The organism is Maricaulis sp. ABE4_448 (genome assembly GCF_056160825.1).
On the sequence record NZ_JBSWXX010000002.1, the window covers coordinates 234675 to 259740 of the forward strand.

General features: G+C 64.7%; 30 protein-coding genes. 15 read left to right on the plus strand and 15 right to left on the minus strand.

Annotated elements, in window-relative coordinates; translation table 11 throughout:
• Positions 1-7: 7 nt before the first annotated feature.
• The 3 genes from ACXAJV_RS07525 to ACXAJV_RS07535 all read right to left on the minus strand — a co-directional run bounded on the left by ACXAJV_RS07525 (position 8) and on the right by ACXAJV_RS07535 (position 2973).
• A complete protein-coding gene (locus tag ACXAJV_RS07525; protein ID WP_475083779.1) occupies positions 8-1168 on the minus strand; it encodes an ABC transporter permease in 1161 nt (386 codons plus the stop codon).
• Positions 1165-1860, minus strand: a complete 696-nt coding sequence (locus tag ACXAJV_RS07530) for an ABC transporter ATP-binding protein (protein ID WP_475083781.1) — start codon at positions 1858-1860, stop codon at positions 1165-1167. Before ACXAJV_RS07530 ends, ACXAJV_RS07525 begins: the two co-directional genes overlap by 4 nt.
• 87 nt (positions 1861-1947) lie before the next feature.
• On the minus strand, positions 1948-2973 hold the full coding sequence (locus ACXAJV_RS07535; protein WP_475083783.1) for an efflux RND transporter periplasmic adaptor subunit: 1026 nt from the start codon (positions 2971-2973) through the stop codon (positions 1948-1950).
• Between the two features lie 173 nt (positions 2974-3146).
• Here ACXAJV_RS07535 and ACXAJV_RS07540 point away from each other — a divergent pair, with 173 nt between their 5' ends.
• Positions 3147-3833 (plus strand): hypothetical protein, encoded by a 687-nt coding sequence (locus tag ACXAJV_RS07540; RefSeq protein ID WP_475083785.1) that lies wholly within the window; start codon positions 3147-3149, stop codon positions 3831-3833.
• A gap of 13 nt (positions 3834-3846) precedes the next feature.
• On the opposite strand, the gene ACXAJV_RS07545 is transcribed toward ACXAJV_RS07540, so the two are convergent.
• The 4 genes from ACXAJV_RS07545 to yaaA form a co-directional block, all read right to left on the minus strand.
• Positions 3847-4266, minus strand: a complete 420-nt coding sequence (locus tag ACXAJV_RS07545; RefSeq protein ID WP_475083787.1) for a TIGR02301 family protein — start codon at positions 4264-4266, stop codon at positions 3847-3849.
• A gap of 8 nt (positions 4267-4274) precedes the next feature.
• Positions 4275-4760 carry an NUDIX hydrolase gene (locus ACXAJV_RS07550; RefSeq protein WP_475083788.1) on the minus strand — a complete coding sequence of 162 codons (486 nt, stop codon included), beginning with the start codon at positions 4758-4760 and terminating at the stop codon, positions 4275-4277.
• Positions 4761-4803: 43 nt separating this feature from the next.
• Positions 4804-5604 (minus strand): 3-hydroxybutyrate dehydrogenase, encoded by an 801-nt coding sequence (locus ACXAJV_RS07555; protein ID WP_475083790.1) that lies wholly within the window; start codon positions 5602-5604, stop codon positions 4804-4806.
• A 339-nt stretch (positions 5605-5943) separates the two neighbouring features.
• On the minus strand, positions 5944-6729 hold the full coding sequence (yaaA, locus tag ACXAJV_RS07560; protein ID WP_475083792.1) for a peroxide stress protein YaaA: 786 nt from the start codon (positions 6727-6729) through the stop codon (positions 5944-5946).
• A gap of 180 nt (positions 6730-6909) precedes the next feature.
• On the opposite strand from yaaA, the gene ACXAJV_RS07565 reads away from it, so the two are divergent.
• On the plus strand, positions 6910-7974 hold the full coding sequence (locus ACXAJV_RS07565; protein WP_475083794.1) for an endonuclease/exonuclease/phosphatase family protein: 1065 nt from the start codon (positions 6910-6912) through the stop codon (positions 7972-7974).
• On the opposite strand, the gene ACXAJV_RS07570 is transcribed toward ACXAJV_RS07565, so the two are convergent.
• The 4 genes from ACXAJV_RS07570 to ACXAJV_RS07585 are packed head-to-tail and all read right to left on the minus strand — an operon-like array spanning position 7971 to position 11500.
• On the minus strand, positions 7971-9383 hold the full coding sequence (locus ACXAJV_RS07570; protein WP_475083796.1) for an FAD-binding oxidoreductase: 1413 nt from the start codon (positions 9381-9383) through the stop codon (positions 7971-7973). The two genes, ACXAJV_RS07565 and ACXAJV_RS07570, sit on opposite strands and share 4 nt — an antisense overlap.
• Positions 9380-10336 carry an L-threonylcarbamoyladenylate synthase gene (locus ACXAJV_RS07575; RefSeq protein WP_475083797.1) on the minus strand — a complete coding sequence of 319 codons (957 nt, stop codon included), beginning with the start codon at positions 10334-10336 and terminating at the stop codon, positions 9380-9382. The genes ACXAJV_RS07570 and ACXAJV_RS07575 overlap by 4 nt, the downstream gene beginning before the upstream one ends.
• A gap of 39 nt (positions 10337-10375) precedes the next feature.
• Positions 10376-10918: a YceI family protein gene (locus ACXAJV_RS07580; protein WP_475083798.1), complete on the minus strand. Its 543-nt coding sequence runs from the start codon at positions 10916-10918 to the stop codon at positions 10376-10378.
• A 6-nt stretch (positions 10919-10924) separates the two neighbouring features.
• The gene (locus tag ACXAJV_RS07585) at positions 10925-11500 is read right to left on the minus strand and encodes a cytochrome b (protein WP_475083800.1); all 576 of its coding nucleotides are present in this window, start codon (positions 11498-11500) and stop codon (positions 10925-10927) included.
• Between the two features lie 185 nt (positions 11501-11685).
• Between ACXAJV_RS07585 and ACXAJV_RS07590 the strand changes: the two genes are divergently transcribed.
• Positions 11686-13443 carry an acyl-CoA dehydrogenase gene (locus tag ACXAJV_RS07590; RefSeq protein ID WP_475083802.1) on the plus strand — a complete coding sequence of 586 codons (1758 nt, stop codon included), beginning with the start codon at positions 11686-11688 and terminating at the stop codon, positions 13441-13443.
• Positions 13444-13455: 12 nt separating this feature from the next.
• On the opposite strand, the gene ACXAJV_RS07595 is transcribed toward ACXAJV_RS07590, so the two are convergent.
• Positions 13456-13839, minus strand: coding sequence for a DUF4870 family protein (locus ACXAJV_RS07595; protein ID WP_271185013.1), 384 nt, complete (start codon positions 13837-13839; stop codon positions 13456-13458).
• Between the two features lie 213 nt (positions 13840-14052).
• Here ACXAJV_RS07595 and ACXAJV_RS07600 point away from each other — a divergent pair, with 213 nt between their 5' ends.
• The 6 genes from ACXAJV_RS07600 (at position 14053) to ACXAJV_RS07625 (ending at position 17622) form a co-directional block, all read left to right on the plus strand.
• Complete coding sequence (locus tag ACXAJV_RS07600; protein WP_475083804.1) at positions 14053-14274, plus strand: hypothetical protein; 222 nt, start codon at positions 14053-14055, stop codon at positions 14272-14274.
• A complete protein-coding gene (locus ACXAJV_RS07605) occupies positions 14271-14591 on the plus strand; it encodes a YbjQ family protein (protein WP_475083806.1) in 321 nt (106 codons plus the stop codon). The genes ACXAJV_RS07600 and ACXAJV_RS07605 overlap by 4 nt, the downstream gene beginning before the upstream one ends.
• 8 nt (positions 14592-14599) lie before the next feature.
• Positions 14600-15352 carry a signal peptidase I gene (gene lepB / locus ACXAJV_RS07610; RefSeq protein ID WP_475083808.1) on the plus strand — a complete coding sequence of 251 codons (753 nt, stop codon included), beginning with the start codon at positions 14600-14602 and terminating at the stop codon, positions 15350-15352.
• Positions 15353-15355: 3 nt separating this feature from the next.
• The gene (gene lepB, locus ACXAJV_RS07615; RefSeq protein WP_475083810.1) at positions 15356-16129 is read left to right on the plus strand and encodes a signal peptidase I; all 774 of its coding nucleotides are present in this window, start codon (positions 15356-15358) and stop codon (positions 16127-16129) included.
• A gap of 45 nt (positions 16130-16174) precedes the next feature.
• Positions 16175-17047, plus strand: coding sequence for an SDR family oxidoreductase (locus tag ACXAJV_RS07620; RefSeq protein ID WP_475083812.1), 873 nt, complete (start codon positions 16175-16177; stop codon positions 17045-17047).
• A 152-nt stretch (positions 17048-17199) separates the two neighbouring features.
• The gene (locus ACXAJV_RS07625; protein WP_475083814.1) at positions 17200-17622 is read left to right on the plus strand and encodes an SET domain-containing protein; all 423 of its coding nucleotides are present in this window, start codon (positions 17200-17202) and stop codon (positions 17620-17622) included.
• 21 nt (positions 17623-17643) lie between these two features.
• Here the strand turns inward: ACXAJV_RS07625 and ACXAJV_RS07630 are convergent, their stop codons facing one another.
• The gene (locus ACXAJV_RS07630) at positions 17644-17895 is read right to left on the minus strand and encodes a hypothetical protein (protein WP_475083816.1); all 252 of its coding nucleotides are present in this window, start codon (positions 17893-17895) and stop codon (positions 17644-17646) included.
• The gene (locus tag ACXAJV_RS07635; protein WP_475083818.1) at positions 17892-18353 is read right to left on the minus strand and encodes a type 1 glutamine amidotransferase domain-containing protein; all 462 of its coding nucleotides are present in this window, start codon (positions 18351-18353) and stop codon (positions 17892-17894) included. Before ACXAJV_RS07635 ends, ACXAJV_RS07630 begins: the two co-directional genes overlap by 4 nt.
• Before the next feature lie 151 nt (positions 18354-18504).
• On the opposite strand from ACXAJV_RS07635, the gene ACXAJV_RS07640 reads away from it, so the two are divergent.
• The 6 genes from ACXAJV_RS07640 to dxs all read left to right on the plus strand — a co-directional run bounded on the left by ACXAJV_RS07640 (position 18505) and on the right by dxs (position 23645).
• Positions 18505-19437, plus strand: a complete 933-nt coding sequence (locus tag ACXAJV_RS07640) for a histone deacetylase family protein (RefSeq protein ID WP_475083821.1) — start codon at positions 18505-18507, stop codon at positions 19435-19437.
• Positions 19438-19529: 92 nt separating this feature from the next.
• On the plus strand, positions 19530-20132 hold the full coding sequence (locus tag ACXAJV_RS07645; protein ID WP_475083823.1) for a histidine phosphatase family protein: 603 nt from the start codon (positions 19530-19532) through the stop codon (positions 20130-20132).
• A 66-nt stretch (positions 20133-20198) separates the two neighbouring features.
• The gene (locus ACXAJV_RS07650; RefSeq protein ID WP_475083825.1) at positions 20199-20447 is read left to right on the plus strand and encodes an exodeoxyribonuclease VII small subunit; all 249 of its coding nucleotides are present in this window, start codon (positions 20199-20201) and stop codon (positions 20445-20447) included.
• Position 20448: 1 nt separating this feature from the next.
• The gene (locus ACXAJV_RS07655; RefSeq protein WP_475083827.1) at positions 20449-20808 is read left to right on the plus strand and encodes a tRNA-binding protein; all 360 of its coding nucleotides are present in this window, start codon (positions 20449-20451) and stop codon (positions 20806-20808) included.
• A 9-nt stretch (positions 20809-20817) separates the two neighbouring features.
• Positions 20818-21705 (plus strand): polyprenyl synthetase family protein, encoded by an 888-nt coding sequence (locus ACXAJV_RS07660; RefSeq protein ID WP_475083828.1) that lies wholly within the window; start codon positions 20818-20820, stop codon positions 21703-21705.
• A 14-nt stretch (positions 21706-21719) separates the two neighbouring features.
• Positions 21720-23645 (plus strand): 1-deoxy-D-xylulose-5-phosphate synthase, encoded by a 1926-nt coding sequence (gene dxs, locus ACXAJV_RS07665; protein WP_475083829.1) that lies wholly within the window; start codon positions 21720-21722, stop codon positions 23643-23645.
• A 4-nt stretch (positions 23646-23649) separates the two neighbouring features.
• On the opposite strand, the gene ACXAJV_RS07670 is transcribed toward dxs, so the two are convergent.
• Positions 23650-25047, minus strand: coding sequence for a S41 family peptidase (locus ACXAJV_RS07670; protein ID WP_475083830.1), 1398 nt, complete (start codon positions 25045-25047; stop codon positions 23650-23652).
• Positions 25048-25066 lie beyond the last annotated feature (19 nt).

Genomic DNA, 25066 nt, shown 5'->3' on the forward strand with positions numbered 1-25066 from the left:
GCGTCTCCTATTGCTTGCCGAGCGCGGTGACGATCTTCACGCGCTGGGCATTGATGGCGGGAATGATGCCGGTCAGCAGGCCGAGCAGGATCGCGAGCACGATGCCGCCAATGAACACGTTCTGCGGCATGGAGAGCCCGGGCAGGAAGGCCGACACGCCCGGCGCGGCGGCGATGAGGGAAACCATGCCCCAGGCCAGGCCGAGGCCGAGCAGGCCGCCGACCAGCGACAGCATCACTGATTCCGACAGGACCATGCGGAAGATGCGCGGCGCCGGGAAGCCGAGTGTCTTCATCACCGCGATCTCGCCGGTCCGCTCATTGATGGCGGTCACCATGGTGAAGCCGACAATGATCAGAATGGTCGAGAAGGCCGAGCCGACCACGAAGAGCAGGATCAGCGCGATATTGCCGAACTGGTTGGCGAAGCCTTCCGAGAAGGCCGCCTCGGTCGCGGTTTCCGTTTCGGCCGGCGAGTTGGCGAACATGGTGTCGATTGCATCGGCCACGGCGGTGTTGAGATCCGCACTCTGCGTCTGGATCACGATCCAGCCGATCTGGTCCTGATTGAAGGCCAGATCCTCGTTGTAATACTCGTAGTGGAACATCGCGTAGTTGGCCGGGTAGTCCTCCCGCCCGTCGAACACGGCGCAGATATCGAACTCCCAGGACGCGCTGCCATCCGACTTCTGCCAGATATTCGAGAGCAGCGGGATGCGGTCGCCCAGCGACCAGCCATAGAAGTCGGCAATGTCGCGCCCGACCGCCAGACAGGTGCGGTTGGCGATGAAGGCCGCGCGCTGGTCCGGCTCGAAGACGAGCTCGGGGTAGACGTTGAGATAGCTTTCCGGATCGACGGCGAAGGTCTGAACCTGCCGGGTCGGTTCCTGGTAATAGCCGCCGAACCAGTTGGCGAAACTGGCGGCTTCGACGCCTTCGATGGCCTGGACACGGCCCCAATAGGCATAGGGCATGGTGACGGTGAAGTTGATCCGGTTGACCGTGACCAGCCGGTTGTCGGCCGCCAGCTCGGCGCCGGAATTCCACACTTTGTAGAAGGCGCCCAGCACGCCGAAAATCAGGAAGGCGATCAGGATCGACAGGGTCAGCAGGATCGCCCTCAGCTTCTTGCGGAAGAGATTCTTCCGGATCAGCGTGAGATCGTTCATTGCGCCGGCTCCGCCTTGGCCTCGATGAAGCGGCCCTTGTCCAGATGCAGTTCGCGCTGAGCGTACTTTGCGGCTGACGGGTCGTGCGTGACCATGACGATGGTCTTGCCGAGTTGCTTGTTCAGCAATTGCAGCGTTTCCAGGATCTCGTCGGCGGAGGCGCGGTCGAGGTCACCGGTCGGCTCGTCGCACAACAACACTTTCGGGTCGGCAACGATGGCGCGGGCAATCGCGACGCGCTGCTGCTGACCGCCGGAAAGCTGGCGCGGCCGGTGCCCCTTGCGGTCCGCCAGGCCCACCACGTCGAGGGCGGTTGCAACGCGGTCCTTGCGCTGTTTGCCGGAGAGTTTGGTCAGCAGGAGCGGCAGCTCGACATTCTGGGCCGCGGTAAGCGTCGGCATGAGATTGTAGAACTGGAAGATGAAGCCGACATGCTGCGAGCGCCACTTGGCCAGCTTGCCTTCCGACAGCTTGTCCACCCGCACGCCCTCGCACTCCACCGAACCGGAAGAAGGCCGGTCGATACCGCCCAGCAGGTTCAGGAGTGTCGTCTTGCCCGAGCCGGACGGTCCCATGATGGCGATGAAATCGCCTTGCGGGATCGACATGGTCAGCTCTTCGAAAATGGTAATGCTCTCCTTGCCGCGTGTGTAGCGCTTGGACAGGTCCTTGAGTTCGTAGAGCGATGTCATCGTGTCAGTCCTCCCGGTCCGCCCGTCTCCTCCCCGGAGCGGGCGCCGTCATCGTGTTCGGTTTTAACTTTACAAAATAAAGTTCTTTTACTCAACAAAGATCACGCGGGCCGCCATTTCCGGCAGGATCCGGTCGTCACGCTCGTCGAAGGCGACACGCACCTGGATGGTGGCGCGGGCGCGGTCGGCGGTCGGAATGATCGCCTCGACATGGGCCGCAATCCGCCAGTCCGGATAGGCATCCAGCCGCGCTTCCACGCGCTGGCCCGGCGAGACGCGGCCGATCTGGCCTTCATTCACATCAACCTCGATCTCCAGCGAGGCCATGTCGACCAGGGTGGCGACCCCGGTCCGGGTGAAACCGCCGCCGGCCGAGGCCGGGGACAGGATCTCGCCCACCTGGGCATTCTTGGCGACAACGACACCGGCAAAGGGCGCGCGCACGACATGCCGGTCGATCAGGTCTTCCTGGCTGGCGACCTGGGCGGACGCGGCCTGGTAGTCGGCGCGGGCGGCATTGATCTGGGCGGTCAGACTGTCGGCCTGGGCGCGAGCCGCGGTGACGGCAGCCTGCGAGCCGATATCCCGGTCGGCGAGGTTTCGCGCGCGCTCGAACACGCGCTCGGCCTCGGCCAGCTGGGCCATGAGGGAGCGGGCGCGCGCCTGGGCGGCCTCGCGCTGGGCCTCGAGCAATTGCAGCTGGATGCGGGCCCTGTCATCGTCGAGCCGGGCGACCACTTCGCCGGCCTCGACCACTGTGCCTTCCTCGACCAGCACTTCGCTGATCCGGCCGGTGATCTCGGCCGACACCGTCGCCTGGCGCCGTGCCACGACATAGCCGGTCGCGACCAGTCCGGACGAACGCGGTGTGCGCTCGGTGCTCGCGGCAGCCGGCGTGGCCGGCTCGCTGGCCGGTGGGGGTGTGGCAGGCTGTAGCGCTGCAGGCGCCGGATCGGGCGCGTCGCTGCGAGTGAAATACCAGGTTCCGCCGGCGGATAGTCCGGCGACCACCAGAGCGATCACCGCTGTCACACCGACAGGTACGCCGCCGCGGCCCTCCGGCTCATCGCGGTCGATACTCAAGGATTCCAGTTGTGAACGGCGATCCGGCATCCTGTCCCCTCATTCCCGTCCGGGCATGAATAGACGGTCACGAAGAAATTTGAAACGGGACATTCGGTGGCTGTGTCCCGCGTTCCAAAAAGTGCTTATCCAAAATAAACAATTAAAGGTTGTTTCTCGGGCCTTCCTGTGCTTGTCTGGCATGGTCTGTCGGGGAGGGCAGGATGCGCGCGGCAAGCTTGGCAGGTCTGGGAATAATCGCGATCGCGCTGGCTGCCTGCGCGACACCGCAGCACAATTACGTGCCGGAACGCAGTGCCTTCAGCCGCCCGCCGATCGGCGAAACGGTCACAGCGCGGGTCGGCGATGTCTTGCTGGCGCAGGGTGAGGTGACGCGGACGCAGGGCATCGACGTCCCCGCAGGAACACAGATCGGCGGCTATACGCTGCAGGGCGGTTTCTATCCGCAGACCGGGCAGGACGAGACCCATACCTATCACGGCTTCGTCTTCGGCTCGACAGCGCCGGGCGGGCTGATCGCCGGTGCCTTCATGGACCCGCCGGTTTCGATCCAGGCCGGCGATGAGGCCGGCCAGCTGTGTGTCGTGACGGCGTTCAACATCCGGGCCTGCCGGGACCGCGCCTTCGAACGCACCGAGCGCGTTCTGGAACGCGACAACTCCTTCCAGCAGACCCTGATCTATAACGGGCGCGTCGGGGACCGCATCAATATCGGATACCGCGAATTCGCGGGAAACATGGCCCGGCCCGCCTTCTCCAATGCCGTGGAGTACGATCTCTCCGCCTCGGCGCTGATCGGATATCAGGGTGCGCAGCTGGAAATAATCGAGGCCACGAATACCGCGATCACCTACCGGGTCTTGCGGAACTTCAATACTGCAACGCCTTGAGAAGCGCTTTGCCTCAGTCGAAATACGCCGAGCGCATCATGTCCGACAGGTCACGGCCGCGATGGGCGAGGGCGCGGCGTTCCGCGTCGGCCTCGGCGCCGCACCGGGCCCGGTAGCGCTGCTGCGAACGATAGCCCTCGTTGAAACTTTCGATCAGCCGGTCGCGGCGGCGGCCATTGTCCGAGGCTTCCATGGCCAGGAGTTCGACCATGCGGTCGCGCCATTGCTGGGCATTGTCGCCCTCGCAGGCATAGGCCAGATAGTGCAGCTCGCCCAGCGTATAGGCGAGAAAAGGCAGGGTGCGGTCGAGGTCGAGATCCTGCTCGAAGCGGGCCTCGCCCTGCGCCGGCTCGCGCGACGGCTTCTGTGCTTCCGCGAGGGTCGGAAAAGCCATGGCCAGGGCGGCCGCAAGCAGGAGACGCGTCGGGATCATGGCGCGCATCATGACGCCGATTGTGGCGCGCTCAAGGCTGGATCTGCCTGGGCGTCGACAATCGCCCGGGCCCGGCCGATCACGTCCCGCGTCTTGTCCCAGCGGGTCATCGCCACGGCCTCGTCATAGGGAAAGAAACCGGCCTCGCTGACATCGTCAGCAGCGACCGGCTCGCCGCCGGTCCACACGCCGGCAAAATCGACCAGCACATAGTGCCAGTCGCCCGGCCGGCCGGGTTCGCGCGCGCCGATGGAATCGATGACATCGATCAGGCCGGCGATCCGCGCGGTCGTGCCGGTCTCCTCGGCCAGTTCACGCAGGGCGGCTTCGGCGGCGGTCTCGCCATATTCGATCTTGCCGCCGGGCAGCGACCACTCGCCTTCATAGGGCGGTTTGCCGCGCCGGATCAGCAGCACCTCCTCGCCGCGGAAAACCACGATGCCGGCGCCGGCGACGGGACGGGGCGCATATGTATCCGGATGGTGGCCGGACATCACCCGTATGTCGTCCCTGTGTCACCCTTATGTGTGTGCAATGTCACTTCGCGGTCCATCCACCGTCAACGCTGATCCAGGACCCATTCATATTGGCTCCCGCGTCGGAGACAAGATAGAGCAGCGCACCGGCGAGCTGGTCATAGGTGACGAATTGTTTGGTCGGCTGGGCGGCCAGCATGACGTCGCGCACCACGTCCTCCTCGGAGATGCCGCGCGCCCTGGCGGTGTCCGCGATCTGGTTCTCCACCAGCGGCGTCTTCACATAGCCCGGGCAGATCGCATTGCAGGTGATGCCCTGTTCGGCGACTTCCAGCGCCAGCGTCTTGGTGAAGCCCATCACCCCGTGCTTGGCCGCCACATAGGCTGACTTGAAGGGCGAAGCGACGAGGCCATGAGCCGAGGCGAGGTTGACGATCCGCCCCTTGCCCTGACGCTTCATGATCGGCAGGGCCGCCTTGGCGCCGTGGAAGACCGAGGTGAGGTTGATGGCGATGATCGCATCCCACTTGTCTTCCGGGAATTCATCGACCGGCGCGACATGTTGGATACCGGCATTATTCATCAGGATGTCGAGACGCCCGAACTCCCGCTCGGCGAACGCCACCATGTCGGAAATTTCGTTGGATTTCAGCATGTTGGCGGGGTGGTAACGGGCCTCGACGCCGTGCCGCTCCGCGATCCCGGCGCGCTCTTTCTCGATCGCATCCGCATCGCCCAAACCGTTGATGATCACGTGGGCGCCATTGGCAGCCAGCGCATCGGCCATGGCGGCGCCGATGCCGCTCGTGGAGCCCGTGACAATGGCCACCTGGCCGGTCAGATCGGTGCGGATGGAAGACATGAACCACCTTTCAAGTTTGTGCTCCGCGCAAGAAACGGCAGGCCGGAGGCCGGGTCAAGAAACGCAGTTGGTGTGCTTTTCCGAAAACACAACCATTGCGGGTTTTCTGTGCAAGAATGAAAACGCCGGCCCAGGAGGCCGGCGCAATCCAAGGAGGGAGCAATGTTTCGGTTTCCGAAATGCTGCCTCGTCCTTTTGGTGAGGAGAAGACGGATCGGCGGGTGGACCCTGTTGATCCGGCTCTCCATCGCCTGAAGGGCGGCCAAGGGAGGTGGTGGCAGCCATCTCCCGCGGCCCTTGGAGGATAACACATCGCACGTATGCGGGGAATACAGCGTTCTACGCCGCCTTAGCCGCAGCCGGCTGGGGACGCGTGAACAGCAATTCGTCCTCGCTGGAGCCATCAGCCTCGAAACGATAGCCGCCCAGATCGAACTTGCGCAGTTCGGCCGGATCCTCGACGCGGTTCTGGATGACCCAGCGTGCCATCATTCCGCGCGCTTTTTTCGCGAAGACCATCAGGGCACGCAACTGCCCGTCCTTCTCTTCCTTGAAGTTCGCCGTGATGACGCGGCCCTTGAGTTTTTTCCGGTCGACCGACTTGAAATACTCGTTCGAGGCCAGGTTCAGCACGACGGACTCGTCCTTGTTCTCCTGCAGGCTGTTGAGCTCTTTCGCGATCCGGTCGCCCCAGAAATCATAGAGATTTTCACCGCGCCGCGTATGCAGCTTGCGGCCCATCTCCAGCCGGTAGGGGTGGATGGCATCGAGCGGACGCAGCGCGCCATACATGCCCGACAGAATGCGCAGATGATCCTGGGCATAGTCGAGATCGGCGTTCGACAGGCTGTCAGCCTCGAGCCCGCGATAGACCTCGCCATTGAACGCGAAAGCCGCCTGTTTTTCGCCCGGCGCATCGGCATCGAAAGCCTGGAAACGTTCGCGATTGAGCCGCGCCAGATCGTCGGAGATCTTCATCATCGCTTTGATCTTCGGCGCTGTCAGCTGGCGCGTCGTCTTCGACAAGATGCGGGTTTCATCGATCAGCGATGGCTGTGTGGCCGGAAGCTCACGCTCGACCGGGTCGAAATTCATGTTTTTGGCGGGCGACAGCAGAATCAGCATGGCAGGCCTCCTTCTCCTCCAAAGGTAGGGGAGGCGGCAGGGCAGGAAAAGGCACCGGGCGCCGCTCGCGCCATGAGTTTTCTCAATGTCCGGTCACGGATTTTCCAATGCCGGTGAGGTGCAAGACGTGGCGCGCCTCCCGTTTTGGTTGTACAGTCACGACAATCTGCGAGGTGCCCCATGTCGTTCTTCTACAGCTTGGACAAGGCCGATCCGGTGCAACAGCGCATCGCGGCACGCCTCCTCAGACTGGGCGCCCGGCTGGATGCCGAAATTCCCGCCAAGACGCTGGACTCCACCCTCCTGCTGGCGACCTGGAACATCCGCGAGTTCGACAGCCCGGCTTACGGTCTGCGCGGGATAGAGCCCTATCACTACATCGCCGAGATCATCTCGCGCTTTGATCTTGTCGCGCTGCAGGAAATCCGGCTCGACACGGCGCCCCTGGACAGGCTGCGCAAGCTTCTCGGTCCCTGGTGGAAATACCTGGTGACCGATGTCACCGACGGCACCCGGGGCAATAAGGAGCGGATGGCTTTCCTCTATGACAGCCGCAAGGTGCGCTTTGGCGGTCTGGCGGGTGAAATCGTCATTCCGCCGATCGAGACGCGCGACGAGGCGGGCCGACTGGTCTATTCGCCTGCGAGCCAGCTTGCCCGCACGCCCTATGTCGTGGGTTTCGAGGCCGGCTGGTTCAAATTCATGCTGTCGACCGTGCATATCCTCTATGGCGAGAGCCGGGCTGATGATCCCGAGCGGGAACGCGAAATCCGCGAACTGGCCCGCTTCATGGCTGCACGGGCAAAGGAGGATCACGCCTGGGCGCGCAATCTCATCCTTCTGGGAGACTTCAATATTTTCGCACCTGATGACGTCACTTTCTCGGCCCTGACCGATGCCGGATTCGTCATTCCCGAAGGCCTGCAGCAGGTCACCAATGTCGGGCGGGAAGAACGCTTTTTCGATCAGATGGCCTTCATGACGCCGAACCTGACGCGCGACCAGATCATCGCCGCCGGTGCCTTCAATTTCTACGACAGCGTTTATTGCGAGGATGACGAGGCGCTCTACGCGCCCGACATGGGCGAGGCCTATCACACCACGTCGCGGGGCGAGCCGCGGGGCAATAAATCGCTCTATTACCGGACCTATTGGCGCACGCACCAGATGTCCGACCATCTGCCGCTATGGGCGGCGATCAAGGTGGATTTCGGACGCGAATACCTGGCGTCCAGAACGGTCTAGAACAGCACCCGCGGATTCATGATGCCCTTCGGGTCCAACGCCTGCTTGATCGCCCGCATCACCGTCACGTCGATCGGCTTGCGATTGGCCAGCTCCTCGCGTTTGAGGATCCCGATCCCGTGCTCGGCCGAGATCGATCCGCCGAACGCGTCCACCGTGTCGTAGACGCATTTCGACATCTCGCCCGCGCGCGCCATGAAGCGCTCGCGGGCTGCAGGGTCCAGGCAGGCAATATTGTAGTGCACATTGCCGTCGCCGACATGGCCGAAGGCGATGACCACGCCGTCCGGGAAGTCCGCTTTGATGCGCTGCGTGGCGATGTCGATAAAGGCCGGCATCTTGGAAACCGGGATCGAGACATCGTGTTTGACCGCGATCCCCTGGCTGCGTTCCGCCTCGGCGATGCTTTCCCTCAAGCGCCAGAAATCCTGCATCTGGCTTTCATTTTCCGCGATCGCGGCGTCCTGCAGCAAGCCGGCCTCGAATCCCTGTTCGAGGGCTGCTTCCATGGTCTCGCGCGCGCCTTCGGTGCGGCCGAAGCTCATCTCGCACACGACATACCAGGGATGTTTCGCTGCCAGCGGGTCGCGGGTGTTCGGTACATGGGCGAGCACGAATTCCAGCGCCAGATTCGGCATGACTTCAAAGGCGGTTACGGCGCCGCCCGAAACCTGTTTGGCCATGCCGAGAAACTTCACCGCATCGTCCACGGAGTTCATGCCGATGAAGGCCAGCTCCATCCGGCCTGGGCGCGGAAAGAGTTTCAGCGTGGCGGCCGTGATAATGCCGAGCGTACCCTCGGCCCCGATCAGCAATTGCTTGAGATCATAACCGGTATTGTCCTTGCGCAGGCCTGTCAGTCCGGACCAGATCGTGCCGTCCGGCAGTACGGCTTCCAGGCCGAGGACCAGTTCGCGTGTCATGCCATAGCGCAGGACGTGGACGCCGCCGGCATTGGTGGAAATCAGCCCGCCGATCATCGCCGAGCCCTGGGAACCCAGCGAGAGCGGAAAGAGGCGGTTTGCGCCTTCCGCCGTCTGCTGCAGGCTTTCCAGCACGCAGCCGGCCTCGACGGTCATGGAATCATTCTCGGTGTCGATCTCGCGCACGGCGGTCATGCGCTTCAACGAGATCAGCACTTCGCCCTGGGGCGTCGCCGCCCCGCACAGCGAGGTGTTGCCGCCCTGCGGCGTGATCGCCACGCCGGCCTCGGCACACAGCCTGACCACAGCCGAGACGTCCTCGGTGGAAGCCGGTTTGAGCAGGATCGGCGTTTCGCCCTTGTAGCGGCCCCGCCAGTCCTGGACATGCGGTTCGAGTTCCTGCGGATCCTGGCTCCAGCCTTTCGGGCCGAGTGCGGCCTTGAGATTGTCGATCAGATCGGCGGGCAGGGTTACGGCAGCGGTCATGGCGTCGGGTTGTCCTTGGGCGCAGCAGCGCGTTGCAGGCGGTCATTGATGGCTTCACCCAAACCCTGATCCGGGATGGGCGCAACCGCAATGCGTTCCGGCCCGCGTGCGTCGAGATCACGCAGGGCAGCAAACAGGCGTGTGGCGGCTTCGGCGAGATCGCCGGCCTCCGACAGGTTGATATGGCCGCCGATGGCTCCGAAGCCGAGCAGCAGTTCGCCGGGCCGGGCTTCGCCGGCGTTAAGCCGCATCGCCGCATGCGGCGCGTAATGGCTTTTGAGCATGCCGGGACTTGCCAGGGGTGCACCGGCTTCGGGGGCTTCAAGAGGGCCGGTGATCGGCTCGATCTGCACGCGGGCCAGACCGCCGGGCCGCAACAGGATGGCGCGCTTGCCGTCGATGGCGACAACGGTCGATTCAACGCCGACCGGGCAGGCGCCGCCATCGAGGATCAGATCGACCTTGTCGCCCAGACCGTCGGCGACGTGCTGGGCCGTGGTGGGACTGATCGCGCCCGACGGATTGGCGCTCGGTGCCACCAGGGGCGCGCCGAAAGCGCTGATCAGCGTGCGGGCTGCCGGGTGCGCCGGTGCGCGCAGGGCGATGCTGTCGAGCCCGGCATTGGCGATGTCGGCGATGGCGGCGTCCGGCTTTTTCGGCAGTACAAGCGTGAGCGGCCCCGGCCAGTAGGTCGCAGCCAGTTTTGCACCCAGCTCCGGCCACTCGGCGATGCGTTGGGCCATTTTCGGGCCGGTGACATGGGCGATCAGCGGATTGAAGCGCGGCCGGCCCTTGGCGGCGTAGAGCCGCGCGACGGCATCCGGATTGGCGGCATCGGCTGCCAGGCCGTAAACGGTCTCCGTCGGCATGGCCACGAGACCGCCCGCCTTCAGGATGGCGGCGGCTTCGGCAATGGCTTCGGCAGAGCCGGCAGGCTTGATCGGAGCAGTCATGGGGCGTGAGCTAGCGCTTCACGCCCCTGCCATGCAAGCCTACTCGGCCGCATCGGCCTCGATATGCAGCACAAGGGTCACCTCGGCCGCGGCCGAACCCCAGCTGGACGAGCCGACGCCGTAATCGGCGCGGACGAGTGTATAGCGGCTGTCCGCGACGGCCCGGCCGCCATCGATGGCCAGGGTGAAGGGCAGCACGATGTCGCGCTCGGTGCCGGCCATGGCGAGCGTGCCGTGCGCTTCATAGCCTTCATCCGTTGCCCGGATATCCTCGGAGACAAAGGTGGCGGCCTCGTAATCCGACGGGTTCAGGCCGGAATTGGACAGCATGGAACTGTCCATCTGACCATTGCCGGTCGTGCCGCTGGAGGTGAGCACGCGGGCCGAAATCGAGGCGTTTTCCAGATCGGCCGGGTCGAGGACGATCTCGGCCGACCAGTCAGAAAACTCTCCGGTCACCGCGCCGCCGGATACGGTGGTCTCGAAACCGACGGAACTATCGGCCCGGTCGACCTGCCAGGACTGGGCGCTGGCCGGAGCGGCAGCGAGTGCCAGCGGGAGAAGAAACGCGTAACGCAACATCGGGACTTATCCTTTCAGGACCGGGATCATGCGGGCGATCAGCCCGTCACGGTCGACAAACTGGTGTTTCAGGGCCGCTGCGGCGTGCAGGCCGAACAGGATCAGGATCGGCCAGCCGCCGGCCCCGTGAATCGAGCTGGACACTTCGTGCAGGCTTTCGTTTTGCGGAACCGGCAGGCGCGGCAGCGGCATGTCGGGATTGTTGAACAGGAAAGAGGGCAGTTCCGAGGCAGAGGCGGCAATCCAGCCCATGATCGGCATGCCGATCATCAGCACGTAGAAGGCCCAGTGCACGGCATGGGCAGCCAGCTTTTCCCACGGCTTCATGCCTTCGGGGATGCCCGGGGTCTTGTGAGTCAGGCGCCAGGCCAGGCGGATCAGCGAGAGCACCAGGATCACAATGCCGGTCGTCTTGTGCAGGTTATAGGCCTGCTGAACCTCTTCCAGCGGCACGGTGCCGGCAAACAGACCGTCGCGCAGGTCTTCCATGTACCAGCCGAAGAACACCATGCCGAGCAGCAGGGCTGCGAGGATCCAGTGAAGGGCAATGGCGACGGCGGTGTAGCGTGGCGTGTCGGTCATGGTTCTGGCTCCCCCAGGGGCTTTTCCACCCGGCCGGGCGGCTCTCCTCACAGTATATGCCCGCTGGCTGCGCGTCCGAAAAGCCACACAAAGTCGCGGGCTGGACAAAACACTGTTTCCGGATTCGCATCGACGGGAAGGCGGGTTATGTTCCGGCCACAAAAAAATGATGACGGAGGTCGGCCATGACATATCGCGCACCGCTGGATGAAATGCGCTTCACGCTGGAAGAGGTAGCGGCTGTTGAGGGGCTGAAGGCGACGGGCGCCTTCCCGGACTTCACCTCCGATCTGACGGCGGCCATTCTGGAAGAGGCGGCCAAGCTGGCCGAGAATGTGCTCTCGCCGCTCAACCGGGTCGGCGACGCCGAGCACTGCAAGCTCGAGAATGATGCTGTCACCACGCCGACCGGCTTTCCGGCTGCCTATGCGCAATTCGTCGAAGGCGGTTGGCAGGGTCTGCAATTTCCGGCCGAACTGGGTGGTATGGGCTTGCCGCGGGCGCTGGGCGTGGCCGTGCTGGAAATGATCCAGGGCGCCAACCTGTCCTTCGGTCTCGGCCCGATGCTCACCTATGGCGGGATCGAGGCGCTGATTGCGCACGGTACTGACGAGCAGAAGGAACTCTATCTGGGCAAGCTGCTCACCGGCGAGTGGTCGGCCACGATGAACCTCACCGAGCCGCAGGCCGGTTCGGATGTGGGCGCGCTGCGAACCAAGGCCGAGCCGAATGCCGACGGCAGCTGGGCGATCTCGGGCCAGAAGATCTTCATCACCTGGGGCGAACACGACTGCGCGGAGAATATCATCCATCTCGTGCTCGCGCGGACGCCGGGGTCGCCTGAGGGTACGAAGGGTATCTCGCTCTTCATCGTGCCGAAAATCCTGCCGGACGGATCGCGCAACGATCTGCGTGCCATCGGGGTCGAGCACAAGCTGGGCATTCACGGCTCACCGACCTGCACCATGGAATATACCGGCGCGACCGGCTGGCTGATCGGCGGTGAAAATGCCGGCATGCGCTGCATGTTCACGATGATGAATTCGGCGCGTCTGAATGTCGGCGTGCAGGGGGTCGGTATTGCCGAGCGCGCCTTCCAGCAGGCGCTGGCCTATGCCCAGGACCGCAAGCAGGGCCGCGCCATCGATGCCGAGGGGCCGGCTCCGCATGCCATCATCCATCACCCGGATATCAAGCGCACACTGTCGCTGATGAAGGCCAAGATCGCCGCCTCGCGCGCGATCTGTGTGTCTTGCGCCGTGGCGACCGACATGGCCGAGCATGCCGATGATGCCGACGAGCGCGCCGCGGCCAAGCGCCGTGAGGAATTGCTCACCCCTGTCGCCAAGGCCTGGTCGACCGATATCGGTGTCGAGGTCGCTTCGCTGGGCGTCCAGGTCCATGGCGGGATGGGCTATATCGAGGAAACCGGCGCGGCCCAGCATCTGCGCGACGCCCGTATCACGCCGATCTATGAAGGCACCAATGCCATTCAGGCCATCGACCTTGTCGGCCGCAAGCTGAACATGGATGACGGCGCGGCCTTTGACGAGCTCTTCTCGGACATCGTCCAGACCATCGAGGCCTGCACGACCTCGTCGCATCCGGACCTGCCGCCGCTCGGCGATCGCCTGCAGGACAGTTTGGATGCCATGCGAGAAGCGGTCGACTGGCTGAAAGAGGTCGACATGCAGGATCGGCTGGCCGGCGCGACGCCTTTCCTCACCCTGGCGGGCGAGACGATCGGGGGCTGGCTGCTGTGCGTCGGGGCCGTCGCAGCCCGCCGGCGTCAGAAGGAAAATATCGGTGACCCCGCCTTCGCGGCCCAGCGTATCGCCTTGGCGAACTTCTATGCCGAAGCGGTGATGACGCTGGCGCCATCGCGCGTTGACGACGTCACCATGGGTTCGGAGATGATTGACGAGGTGGGCTTCGGCGTCTGACGCCGGCCCGCCCTACATCCACATGCCGTGCGGGTCGGGGTGGCCGCGTCCGTCCACAAGGCGGACCAGTCCCACGATCGACCGCGCCAGCATCCATACCCAGATCAGGGCAAAGCCGATCAGGCCGAAGGGCGCCAGGATCACTGTGAGCACCATGACCGTGCAAGCCACAATGCCGACGATGGCGGCCCAGAAGCTCTTGATCTGGTAGGTGAAGTGGGATTGCAGCCAGTGCGGGGAGCCGTCGCGGCGGGCATAGGCGATGATCACGGCGACAAGGCTGGATACGCCGATGATGTTGCCGACGATCAGCAGGGCATAGTTCAGCCCCGCCAGAAGGCGGTCGTCCCGGTCGGCGGCCGGCGTTGAGGTCGGTTCATAGATCGTCTGGTTCATGTCACCGATCCTTTCCCATGAAGATGGCCAAAGCGCGGCACCGGACAGGGGATGTGACATCTTGCCGTCCCCCGTCTTCGCGCCGCGTGGCTGCGGCGGCGAAGCCACGGCAGGCTGAAAATGCTGTCATCTCCGCGCCCAAGCCTTGGTTGTGACGGCGTTTCGACGTATTCGGAAGGCTGATGCGTGAGCACGGGAGGTGTTCGGGTGCCCTTGGCGCGTTTCCTGGACCATGCCGGTTTCGTCCTGCTTCTCGGCGGGATCGCAGGGTATGTCATTCTGCTGGCAGCCGGATTGATCGGCCGCTGGTATTTGCCCTACCCGGTGAGCGGTTTCTGGCTGCTGGTCACAGGCATGCCGGCTGCCGGCGTGGCAATCATGTTCCTGCGCGCACGGGAGAACCGGATCGTGTTCGAAGACGGAGACGAGGAATGAGTCTGATTGTCACCATGGCTGACGCCGTGCCGGGCCGTGAGATCGACCGTGTGGTCGGTATCGCGCGCGGCAATGTCGTCCGGGCCCGCTTTTTCGGCCGCGATTTCATTGCAGGCCTGCGCAATATCGTCGGCGGTGAAGTTCCCGAATACACCGATCTCCTGTCCGAAGCGCGCGAGACAGCGCTCGACCGGATGGCGAAACACGCCGGGGAACTCGGCGCCGATGCAATCGTCACCGTCCGCATGTCGACCTCGTCGGTGATGGAAGGCGCGGCGGAAATCCTGGCCTACGGAACGGCGGTTAAACTGAAATGAGTGCCTTGATGAAGCGCCTGGCAGGCCGGGCTGCGAGCGAGATTGTGGAAACCGTGCGCTTTGTCGCCGGTGTGGCGGCCGTCTGGCTGGGGCTGGTGACCTTCGGTTTTGCCGCCTTTCACATCCCGTCGGAAAGCATGCAGCCCTCGCTGGAAGTGGGCGACCGGGTTCTGGTGTCCAAATGGGCCTATGGTTATTCGGTCCACTCTTTGCCTCTGGGCATCGGCTACATGCTGCCGGACAGCTGGGATGGCCGCCTGGCCTGGCACAACCCGCAGCGCGGCGATGTCGTCGTCTTCCGCGACGAGCGCCAGTCGCCGCCGCGCAATCTGATCAAGCGCGTGATCGGTATCGAGGGCGATGTGATCGAGATGCGCCAGGGCCAGCTCTACCTGAACGGTGAGCCGGTGCCGCGCGAACTCGTCGAAGCGCGCTCCTACCGGGATCACCCGCGTGACAATATCGTCACCGCGACGCTCTTCGAGGAAACCCTGCCGGGCGGCCGGGATCATCCGATCTATGAGCGTGGTGACAATTATCAGCTCGACAGCTACGGGCCGGTAACGATCCTGCCGGGTACGGTGTTCGTGATGGGCGACAACCGGGATGCCTCCAATGACAGCCGGGCCTCGAACGGGCCGGGCCTCGTGCCGCTGGAGAATGTTGTCGGCCGGGCAGAGACGGTGCTGTTCACCTTCGAGCGCTGCCGCCGCGAAGACGGGCTTTACTGCCCGCGCGGCCGGGTCTGGCAAGGTCTCTAGGTCATGAGGCAGCGCTCGCTCCGGCGCCTGCGTATCCGGGCCGCCCGGATCGGGGCCGAGATCGGCGAGGCGGTAAACATGTTCGCGGGCGTCGCGGCGGTTTGGTTCGGCTTCACCTCGCTCGCCTTTGCGACCTACTACATTCCGTCCGAGAGCATGCAGCCCTCGTTGGAAGTTGGCGACCGGATCGTGGTGTCGAAATGGGCCTATGGGTATTCGCGCCACACCCTGCCGCTGGGGCTGGGCAATCTCCTGCCGGACAGCTGGGACGGCCGTATCGGCTGGAGCAGTCCGCGCCGCGGCGATGTCGTGGTGCTGTGGGACGACCGCCAGGATCTGACCCTGATCAAGCGAGTCGTTGGCGTGCCTGGCGATATCGTGGCGATGCGCAACGGACGCCTCTTCATCAATGGCGTACCGGTCGCGCGCACGCTGGTCGAGGAGCGGACCTATCGGGAGCATGCTGCTCCGAGCGACGCGGTGCATGTACGCCTGTACGAAGAGCGCCTGCCCGGCGGCCGCGTTCACCCGATCTACGAGCGCGGCGACAATAACTGGCTGGACGCGTACGGGCCGGAAGTCGTGCCGGCCGGGCATGTCTTCCTCATGGGCGACAATCGCGACAACTCGGTCGACAGCCGTGCGCCGGAAGGGCCGGGCTTCGTGCGTTTCGAGAATATTGTCGGCCGCGCCGAGACCGTTCTGTACACGTTCGAACAGTGCCGGCGCGAAGACGGGCTGTATTGCCCGCGCGGTCGGGTCTGGCGCGGACTGTAGCGGCGCTCTACCCTCGCCGGACACACATTCCGGGGAGACACGGCCATGAGCCTCAAGGGCAAGACGATCTTCATCACGGGTGCCAGCCGCGGTATCGGCCTGGCGATCGGCGAGCGTTGCGCGCGCGACGGCGCCAATATTGTTATCGCCGCAAAGTCCGACACACCGGATCCGCGCCTTGAGGGGACGATCCATACGGCCGCCGAAGCGATTGAGAAAGCGGGCGGTCAGGCGCTGGCGGTGAAGTGCGATATTCGTCATGAGGACGAAGTGGAAGCGGCCGTGGCCGCAGCCGTCGACCGTTTCGGCGGGATTGATGCCGTGATCAACAATGCCTCGGCGATCTTTCCGCGGGGCACGGCCGATACGCCGATGAAGCGCTACGACCTGATGCACCAGGTCAATGGCCGCGGCACCTTCCTGACCACCCAGAAATGCCTGCCGCACCTGATGAAGGCGGAAAATCCGCACATCATCGCCCTGGCACCGCCGCTGGACATGCGCGGCCTGTGGTTCGGACCCCATGTCGCCTACACCTCGGCGAAATACCAGATGAGCCTGTGCATCCTGGGCTGGGGCGAGGAGTTCAAGGGCAAGATCGGCGCGAATGCCATCTGGCCGCGCACAGCCGTTGCGACAGCCGCGATCTCCAACGTGCTGGCCGGCGAAGAGGCGATGAAGAATTGCCGCAAGCCGGAGATCCTGGCCGATACGGCCTATGCCGTGCTGAACAAGCCGGCGGCCGAATTCACCGGCAATTTCATCATCGACGACACCTTCCTCTGGGAGGAGGGCGAGCGCGATCTGGACAAGTATTCCTACGACCCGGCCATCGAGCTTCTGCCGGACTTCTTCGTGCCGGAAGATGTACCCGCACCGCCGGGCGTGAAGATCATGAATGTTACGCTGGGGCATTGATGCCGGGGCGGTCATCGCCCGGGTTTAAAATACCGCTTGCATCGCGCAAAAATTCGCCAATATGAGCGTTGGAGCGTCGCACTCTGCGGCCGGCTGATCCGGCCGCTTCATTCTCGCCGGCCGTCGACGCGGCCGGCCGGAGTGTCAGACCTATGCTTCTGGTCGAAACCTATCTTCAACCCAGCCCGCTGGAAGGGCTGGGCGTGTTTGCCGTCAGGCGGATCCGCAAGGGCACCTTGATGTGGACCCTCGATCCGGCGACCGATCTCGTGCTTACCGAGGCGCAACTGGCCGAACGGCCGCCGGTCTATCGCGGCTATATCCAGCGCTACGCCTATTTTGACCGCGGCCTGAACGGCTATCTGCTCGACGGCGATCATGCCCGTTTCCTGAACCATTCCAGCACGCCGAATCTTGATTTCTCGGCGGCTGACGGAAGCGGCGTGGCTGTGCGGGACATCGCCCAGGGTGAGGAAATCCTGTGCGACTACAGCCAGTTCATGGAGAATGTCGTGCTGTTGCCGACGCCGACCCGGCGCCGGCAGGCCCCGCAGATCGCTGCTGTCAGCGGTTAGGCCTGCCGTAGCTACGGCGCGCTAGGCCGGTTCCGACTGCCTGTTCTTGAGTGCGGTGAGGACCTGGTCTGCGAGCGGCTTGCTCGAGGCCGGGTTCTGCCCCGTGATCAGACGGCCATCGTGCGCGACATGGGGTCCGAACGCCTCGTCATTGCCTTCGAACACCGCGCCCAGTTCGCGCAGGCGGCTTTCCAGCAGGAAGGGCACGACTTCGTCCAGCCCGACCTTGCGCTCTTCGGCATCGGTGAAGCTGTTGACGCGCTTGCCTTTCACAAGAGGCGTGCCGTCGCCGAGTTTGGGCCCACCAAGCCGGCCGGGCCATGACAGACCGCCGCGATGATGGCGCCGGCCTCCCACGCCTTGCCGATCAACTCGCCGACCGCCTCGCTGTCGGGCAGGTCCCACATCGTACCGTGGCCGCCCGGCAGGTAGATGGCGTCATAGCTGCGGGGTTTCAGATCCGCCGCAGGGAGCGAATGCGTCAGGGCCTGCATGGCGGCCGCGTCATCCATGAAGCGCTGCACGGATGGGGGGCGCTTGCCTTCGCCGTCATCCGAGCCGGGATCGGCCGGCGGTTGACCGCCATGAACGCTCGCAATCTCCACCGTGTTGCCGGCATCCCGGAAAGCCCAGTAGGGGTCAGACAGTTCCTGCCAGTGAAAGCCGGTTGGCTTGCCGGTCTCGCCGAGTGTGCCGTGGGATGTGGTGAGGATGAGAATGCGTGACGTCATGGAAGCCTCCATTGGGGCGTGGCTGAGTCTGGGTAAGGGGTGATGACACCCGTCAGTGTCGCAACGGCTGCAACGCCGCCCCGTTCCGCAGCTGCACAGTGCGCCCGTCTCCGCTAGGGTGTGGGGCGCAGCAGCCAGCGGACAGATGGCCATGAAAACGACCCTCATCGACAGCCCCGACAGTCTCGCCCATCGTTTGCCTGACGGGCATCCCGAGCATGACGGCCGCTATACCGCAGTGCGTGAGGCCCTGGCCGGGATTGCCGGCACGGTCTGGGCGGAAGCCGAGCCGGCGCCGGTTGAGGCTCTGGCGCGCTTTCATACGGTCGAGCATGTCGACCGCGTGCTGACCGCCTGTGCCGAGGCGGGTGTCGAGGGCTTTGTCGGACTGGACCCGGACACGATCGTCTGCGGCCAGTCGGCGCGGGCTGCACTGTCAGCGGCCGGCGGGGCCATTGCTGGTGTCGATACGGTGATCCGGGACGGGCAGGGGGCGGTCTTCCTGCTGGCGCGGCCGCCGGGCCATCATGCCGAACCCGACCGCCCGATGGGTTTCTGCCTGTTCAACACCATTGCCATCGCCGCCATGCATGCGCTCGAGGTCCACGGCCTGCCATCCGTCGCCATCGTCGATATCGACGTGCACCACGGCAATGGTTCGCAATGCCTGGCCGAGCGCGATGAGCGGGTGCTGTTTGCGTCGCTGCACCAGTCGCCGCTCTATCCGGGCACCGGACACCGTGGCGAAACCGGCCTTGGCGGCAATGTCGTGAATGTCCCGCTTCACGACGGGACCGACGGCGCGGCCTGGCGCACTGCCTTCGAAGCCGAGATCGTTCCGGCCCTGCACAGGGCAAAGCCAGCGCTGATCCTGGTCTCCGCCGGTTTCGATGCGCATGCGGATGATCCGCTTGGCGGGCTGGGCCTGATCGACGAGGACTATGCCTGGGCGGCGGAACGCCTGGCTGCCCTGGCGTCGGAATTTGCGCATTCGCGGCTTGTCTCCGTGCTGGAGGGCGGATACGACTGCCCGGCACTGGGCCGGTCGGCCGCGGCCTTTGTCCGCGCGCTTGCCCGGGCCTGAGCGGGCGGGCCTTCCCCGTCATCACAGGATTGAAGTGTCGGCGGGTAACGACGGGGCGTACCGGCTGGCTGACCCTCCCCCGTGCGACCCCGATGACCCGTTCCTGCAATGATCTCCAGAGCCTCTCGCCGGGCAGTATCACCATCGCCCGCCACGGCCGTCCGGACGCCAATCGCGAGCTTTGGCTCGACTGGCGCGGATACGAGGACTGGTGGGATAATGAATATCAGCCCGCGGGGCTGGTCGACGGGCAGTCTGCGCCCGACGCGCTGATCCAGGCTGCTGCAGAATCGCACACCGTCTTTGCCAGCTCCCTGCGCCGCGCCATCGAGACGGCTCAGGCTGTGTCACCGGACCGGGCGCCGGTTATCGATCCGGTCTTCATCGAGGCCGAACTGCCGCCGCCGCCCATGCCGGGGCGTTTCATGGCCAAGACCTGGGGCGTGTTTGCGCGTTGCTCCTGGTGGATGGGCTGGTCCCGCGGCCGGGAAAGTCGGGCCGATGCCGAGGCCCGGGCGCGGCAGGCCGCCGACCAGCTGATCGAAGCGGCTGCAGCCGGACCGGTTGTGTTGTGCGCCCATGGCTGGTTCAACCGCATGCTGCGTCCGCAATTGCGCGGGTCCGGCTGGGTGTGTGTCCGCGATGGCGGTGATACCTACTGGTCCTGGCGCCGCTACGAGTACCGGCCGCGCTGAGCCCGCAATCGCGGCATTGCCGCACCTGAGTCCGCTTTCTATGCTGCCCCGACAAGAGAGGAAGCCATGTCCGAAACGCCGCTATCCGACATCGAGACGCTGAGTTTCGAACAGGCACTCGCCGAGCTCGAGCGCATCGTGCAGCAGCTCGAATCGGGCGAAGTCGAGCTTGAAAAGTCGATCCAGATCTATGAGCGCGGTGCGGCCCTGCGGGCGCATTGCGAAGGCAAGCTGAAGACCGCTGAGCTGAAGGTCGAGAAGATCGTGCGGGGCGAGGACGGCCAGCCGGCCACCGAACCGGCCGGGCTCGACTGACATGGCGCAGGATGATGAGGCGGGACCGCTCGCCACGATCGAGGACTTCCTGAAGCTCGATATCCGCGTCGGCACCGTCTTACGTGCGGAGGCCTTCCCGGAAGCGCGCAAACCCGCCATCAAGCTGTGGGTCGATTTCGGTCCCGAGCTGGGCGAGAAGAAAAGCTCGGCCCAGATCACCGTGCACTACAAGCCGGAAGACCTGGTGGGCCGTCAGGTGCTTGCTGTCGCCAATTTCCCGCCACGCCAGATTGGCCCGATCCAGTCGGAAGTCCTCGTTCTCGGGGCGTCCGATCCGGACGGAGCGATCATCCTTCTGGCGCCGGACAAGCCCGTGCCGAACGGCGCGCGGATGCATTAGGGCTGCGGAATGGATTCTTTCGAACAACGCCTGAACGAAACTGCCGACCGGGTGACCGTGGCGCTGGATGCCCTGCTGCCGCGCGCGGAAGGTCCCGAAGCGCATCTCAACTCGGCCATGCGCTATGCTGCGCTGGGGCCAGGCAAGCGGTTGCGTCCCTTCCTGGCGGTCGAGGCCGGGCGGCTGGTGAATGCCGACGAACGCGGCGTCCTGCGCGCGGCCTGCGCGCTGGAATGCATCCACGCCTACTCGCTGATCCACGACGATCTGCCCTGCATGGATGATGACGACATGCGCCGGGGCCGCCCCACGGTCCACAAGGCCTATGATGAGGCGACGGCTGTTCTGGCCGGCGATGCCCTGCAGTCGGTGGCGTTCGAAATACTGGCCCACCCGGACACCCATCAGCGCGGCAGTGTGCGCTCGCGCCTGGTCGAGCGTCTCGCCCGCACCTCCGGCCCCTATGGCATGGTGGGGGGCCAGATGATCGACATCCGCGCCGAGACGGAACAGTTCGACATTTCGGTCGTCACGCGTATGCACCGCATGAAGACGGGCGCGCTGATCAACTATGCCGTCGAGATCGGCACGATCCTGCGAGAGGTGGAAGATCATATCCGCCGGGCGCTGGAAGGATTTGCTCACGACCTCGGACTGGCCTATCAGATCACGGACGACCTTCTGGATGCGACGGGGGACCAGGCGGAGATGGGCAAGGCGGCCGGCAAGGACGCCGGTCAAGGAAAAGCCACCTTCGTCACCATTCTGGGGGTGGAAGGCGCGCGGGACCGTTCGCGGCACTTGGCCGCACAGGCCAAGGAACACCTTGAACCCTTCGGCGCGCGAGCAGATGTTTTGAGAGAGGCCGTCGACTTCATCCTCGACCGGCGCTCGTGAAAGGCTGGACCCGTATGGCACCCACCACCCCGACCCTCGACCAGGTCCGAGATCCCTCCGACATGCGCAACTTCTCGGTCGACCAGCTGCGCAAGCTGGCCGACGAACTGCGCGCGGAGACGATCGATGCGGTCTCGGTCACGGGCGGACATCTGGGTGCCGGTCTGGGTGTGGTCGAGCTGACCACGGCATTGCACCATGTTTTCGACACGCCGCGCGACACGCTGATCTGGGATGTCGGGCATCAGTGCTATCCGCACAAGATCCTCACCGGCCGCCGCGAGCGTATCCGCACCCTGCGCCAGGGCGGCGGGCTGAGCGGTTTCACCAAGCGGGCTGAAAGCGAATACGATCCGTTCGGTGCGGCCCACGCCTCGACGTCGATCTCGGCCGGCCTGGGATTTGCCGTGGCCCGCGATCTCAAGCAGGAAGACCGTAACGTCATCGCCGTGATCGGCGATGGCTCGATGTCGGCCGGCATGGCCTATGAGGCAATGAACAATGCGGGCCATATCGGCGGCCGCCTGATTGTTATCCTCAACGACAATGACATGTCGATCGCCCCGCCGGTCGGCGCGATGAGCCATTATTTTGCGCGGCTGGTCTCCTCGAAGAGCTACCGGAGCTTGCGCAAGCTGGGCAAGGGTGTGGCCAAGGCGCTGCATGTCGAGGAGGCCGCGCGCCGGGCCGAGGAATACATGCGCGGGATGGCCATGGGCGGCACCCTCTTCGAAGAGATGGGCTTTCGCTATGTCGGCCCGATCGACGGCCATGATCTTGACCAGCTCGTGCCGGTGCTGCGCAATGTCCGCGACGGCGATAATGGCCCGGTACTGGTTCACGTCGTCACGCAGAAGGGCAAGGGCTATGCGCCCGCCGAAGCGGCCGACGACAAGTATCACGGCGTGGCCAAGTTCAATGTCGTGACCGGCGAGCAGCAGAAGTCCAAGGGCGGCCCGCCCTCCTATACCAAGGTCTTCGCGCAGCAGCTCATCCGCGAGGCCGAGGCCGACAGCAGCGTCGTGGCGATCACTGCGGCCATGCCGGGCGGCACCGGCCTAGATCTGTTTGGCGAACGCTTCCCCGAGCGCATGTTCGATGTCGGCATCGCCGAGCAGCATGCGGTGACCTTTGCGGCCGGTCTTGCGGCCGACGGCATGAAACCCTTCGCGGCGATCTATTCCACCTTCCTGCAGCGCGGCTACGACCAGGTCGTCCACGATGTGGCCATCCAGAACCTGCCGGTCCGCTTCGCGATCGACCGCGCGGGTCTCGTCGGGGCCGATGGCTGTACGCATGCCGGCTCGTTCGATGTCGGCTATCTCGGGCAACTGCCCGGCATGGTGCTGATGGCGGCAGCCGATGAGGTGGAGCTGTCGCGCATGGTGGCGACCGCGACGCAGATCGACGACCGCCCGTCTGCCTTCCGCTATCCGCGCGGCAATGGCACCGGTATCGAAATGCCGGACGTCATCGAGCCGCTCGAGATCGGCAAGGGCCGGATCGTGCGCGAAGGATCACGGATCGCAATCCTGTCGCTGGGAACGCGTCTGGGCGAGAGCCTGAAGGCTGCCGACGCGCTGGCGGCGCAGGGCTTTTCCACCACGGTCGCCGATGCGCGCTTTGCCAAGCCGCTCGACGAGGACCTCATCCTGCGCCTGGCGCGCGAGCATGAAGTCCTGATCACGGTGGAAGAGGGCGCCCGCGGCGGCTTCGGTGCGTTCGTGCTGCACATGCTGGCCGAAAAGGGCGCGCTGGACCGCGGGCTCAAGATCCGTACCATGACCCTGCCGGACGTCTTCCAGGATCAGGATACGCCCTTCAATATGTATGAAGAGGCCGGCCTCAATGCCCGCCATATTGCCGCCCGTGCGCTCGAAGCGATGGGTCAGGACGAAGCGGCCGCCGAGCGCGTCGCTGCTGCGCTGACGGCAGGCTAGGCCATCAGTCGAGGCGGGCGAGCGCGTGTCCCGCAAGGGCCTCCACAGCCCGCCCGTGTGACCCGACAGGATCGTCCCCGGCAAAGACCTCGAGCGGAATCTCCGGCTCCAGGCCGTGCCCCTCGTGCACCACGCCTTCGGCGTCAGCGAAGATCTCGTTCGCCAGCTCGACATACCAGCCATTGGGAAGCGGTTTGGCCAGCGGGGTCGAGAAAGCACCGCGCGTCGTGGCGCCGGCCTGCGTCACATTCGGCAATTGCCGCAGCATCATCGTCGTGATCTCGCCGGCGGACACCGTAACATCGCTCGTCAGGACATAGACCGGCCCAGTATAGCGCGGCCCATCGTGCGGCTCGATGTGATAGATCGCGTCCGGCTCATCGCTCCAGCCCGTGCGGACAGTGTAACCGGTGAAGGGCGTGTCGGTAAAACGGCTGGCGATCGCACGGGTGACCGCGTCATAGCCGCCGCGATTGTTGGACAGGTCGAGGATGACAGCATCCGCGTCGGCAAACCCGGTCAGCGCTTCGTCCAGCATGGTGTCCAGGGCAGCAAGCTCGGCGGCGGCCCATTCCGGCGTGCCGGGAGGCTCCGTGTCGGTGAAGCTGCCCATGGTGAAGATCTGGACGTAGCCGACACGGTCATCGACCATGCCGGTGATGACGCGGTCATTGCCGATATGGCGCGCGCCCGGATCGAGAACCTCTCCAAGCGTCTGGTCGATCAGACCGGCAAGCCAGGGCATTTCACCAATACCGCCGGCGATCATGGGCAGGGTGGTCCCCAGCCCGTACTGGGCGCGATGACGCTCGCCGTCGAATTCTGCAATCAGCTTGGTGTGGCTGTCGCCCAGCGGTTCGATCAGGCTGGCGAGGAGAGCGAAGAAGTCCGCATCGCTCATGTCGTCGCTCAGCCGGGGCCGTGCCTCGGCGACCGGGGCCGGCCAGTCGACGCCGCGGCGTTCGAAGAAGGCGTAGTGGCGTTCGAAAATCGAGGTGAAGACATTGAAGGTGGCGCGCCGGCCTGAAAGGTCTCGTGCACCGCACGTCTCCGGCAGGGCATCCAGCCGTTCGAAAACCGTATTGCCGTCGCTGGGAAGATATTCGAATTTCGCGCGGTCCGGACCCAGCGGCGTGATGTAGCGATACTCCACCTGGCTCATCAGGGTCGGACCGTCCTGCGCGCTGGCGTAGCAGCCGGCGGGCGTGTCCTGCCAGCGCGTGATTCCGTCCGCTTCGATCTCCAGGATCCAGCCATACTCGGCCGAGTGCCAGATGCCGCGCGCCGGCTCGATTGTGCCGTTGCCGTCGAAGATTTGTCGAGGCTGGGCGAGCGAGGAGGTCTCGCTGCAGGCGGCCAGGATCAGAGCTGCACAGATCGCAAGAGAAGAAGGTCGGGACATGGAAAGCTCAAAAAATGAC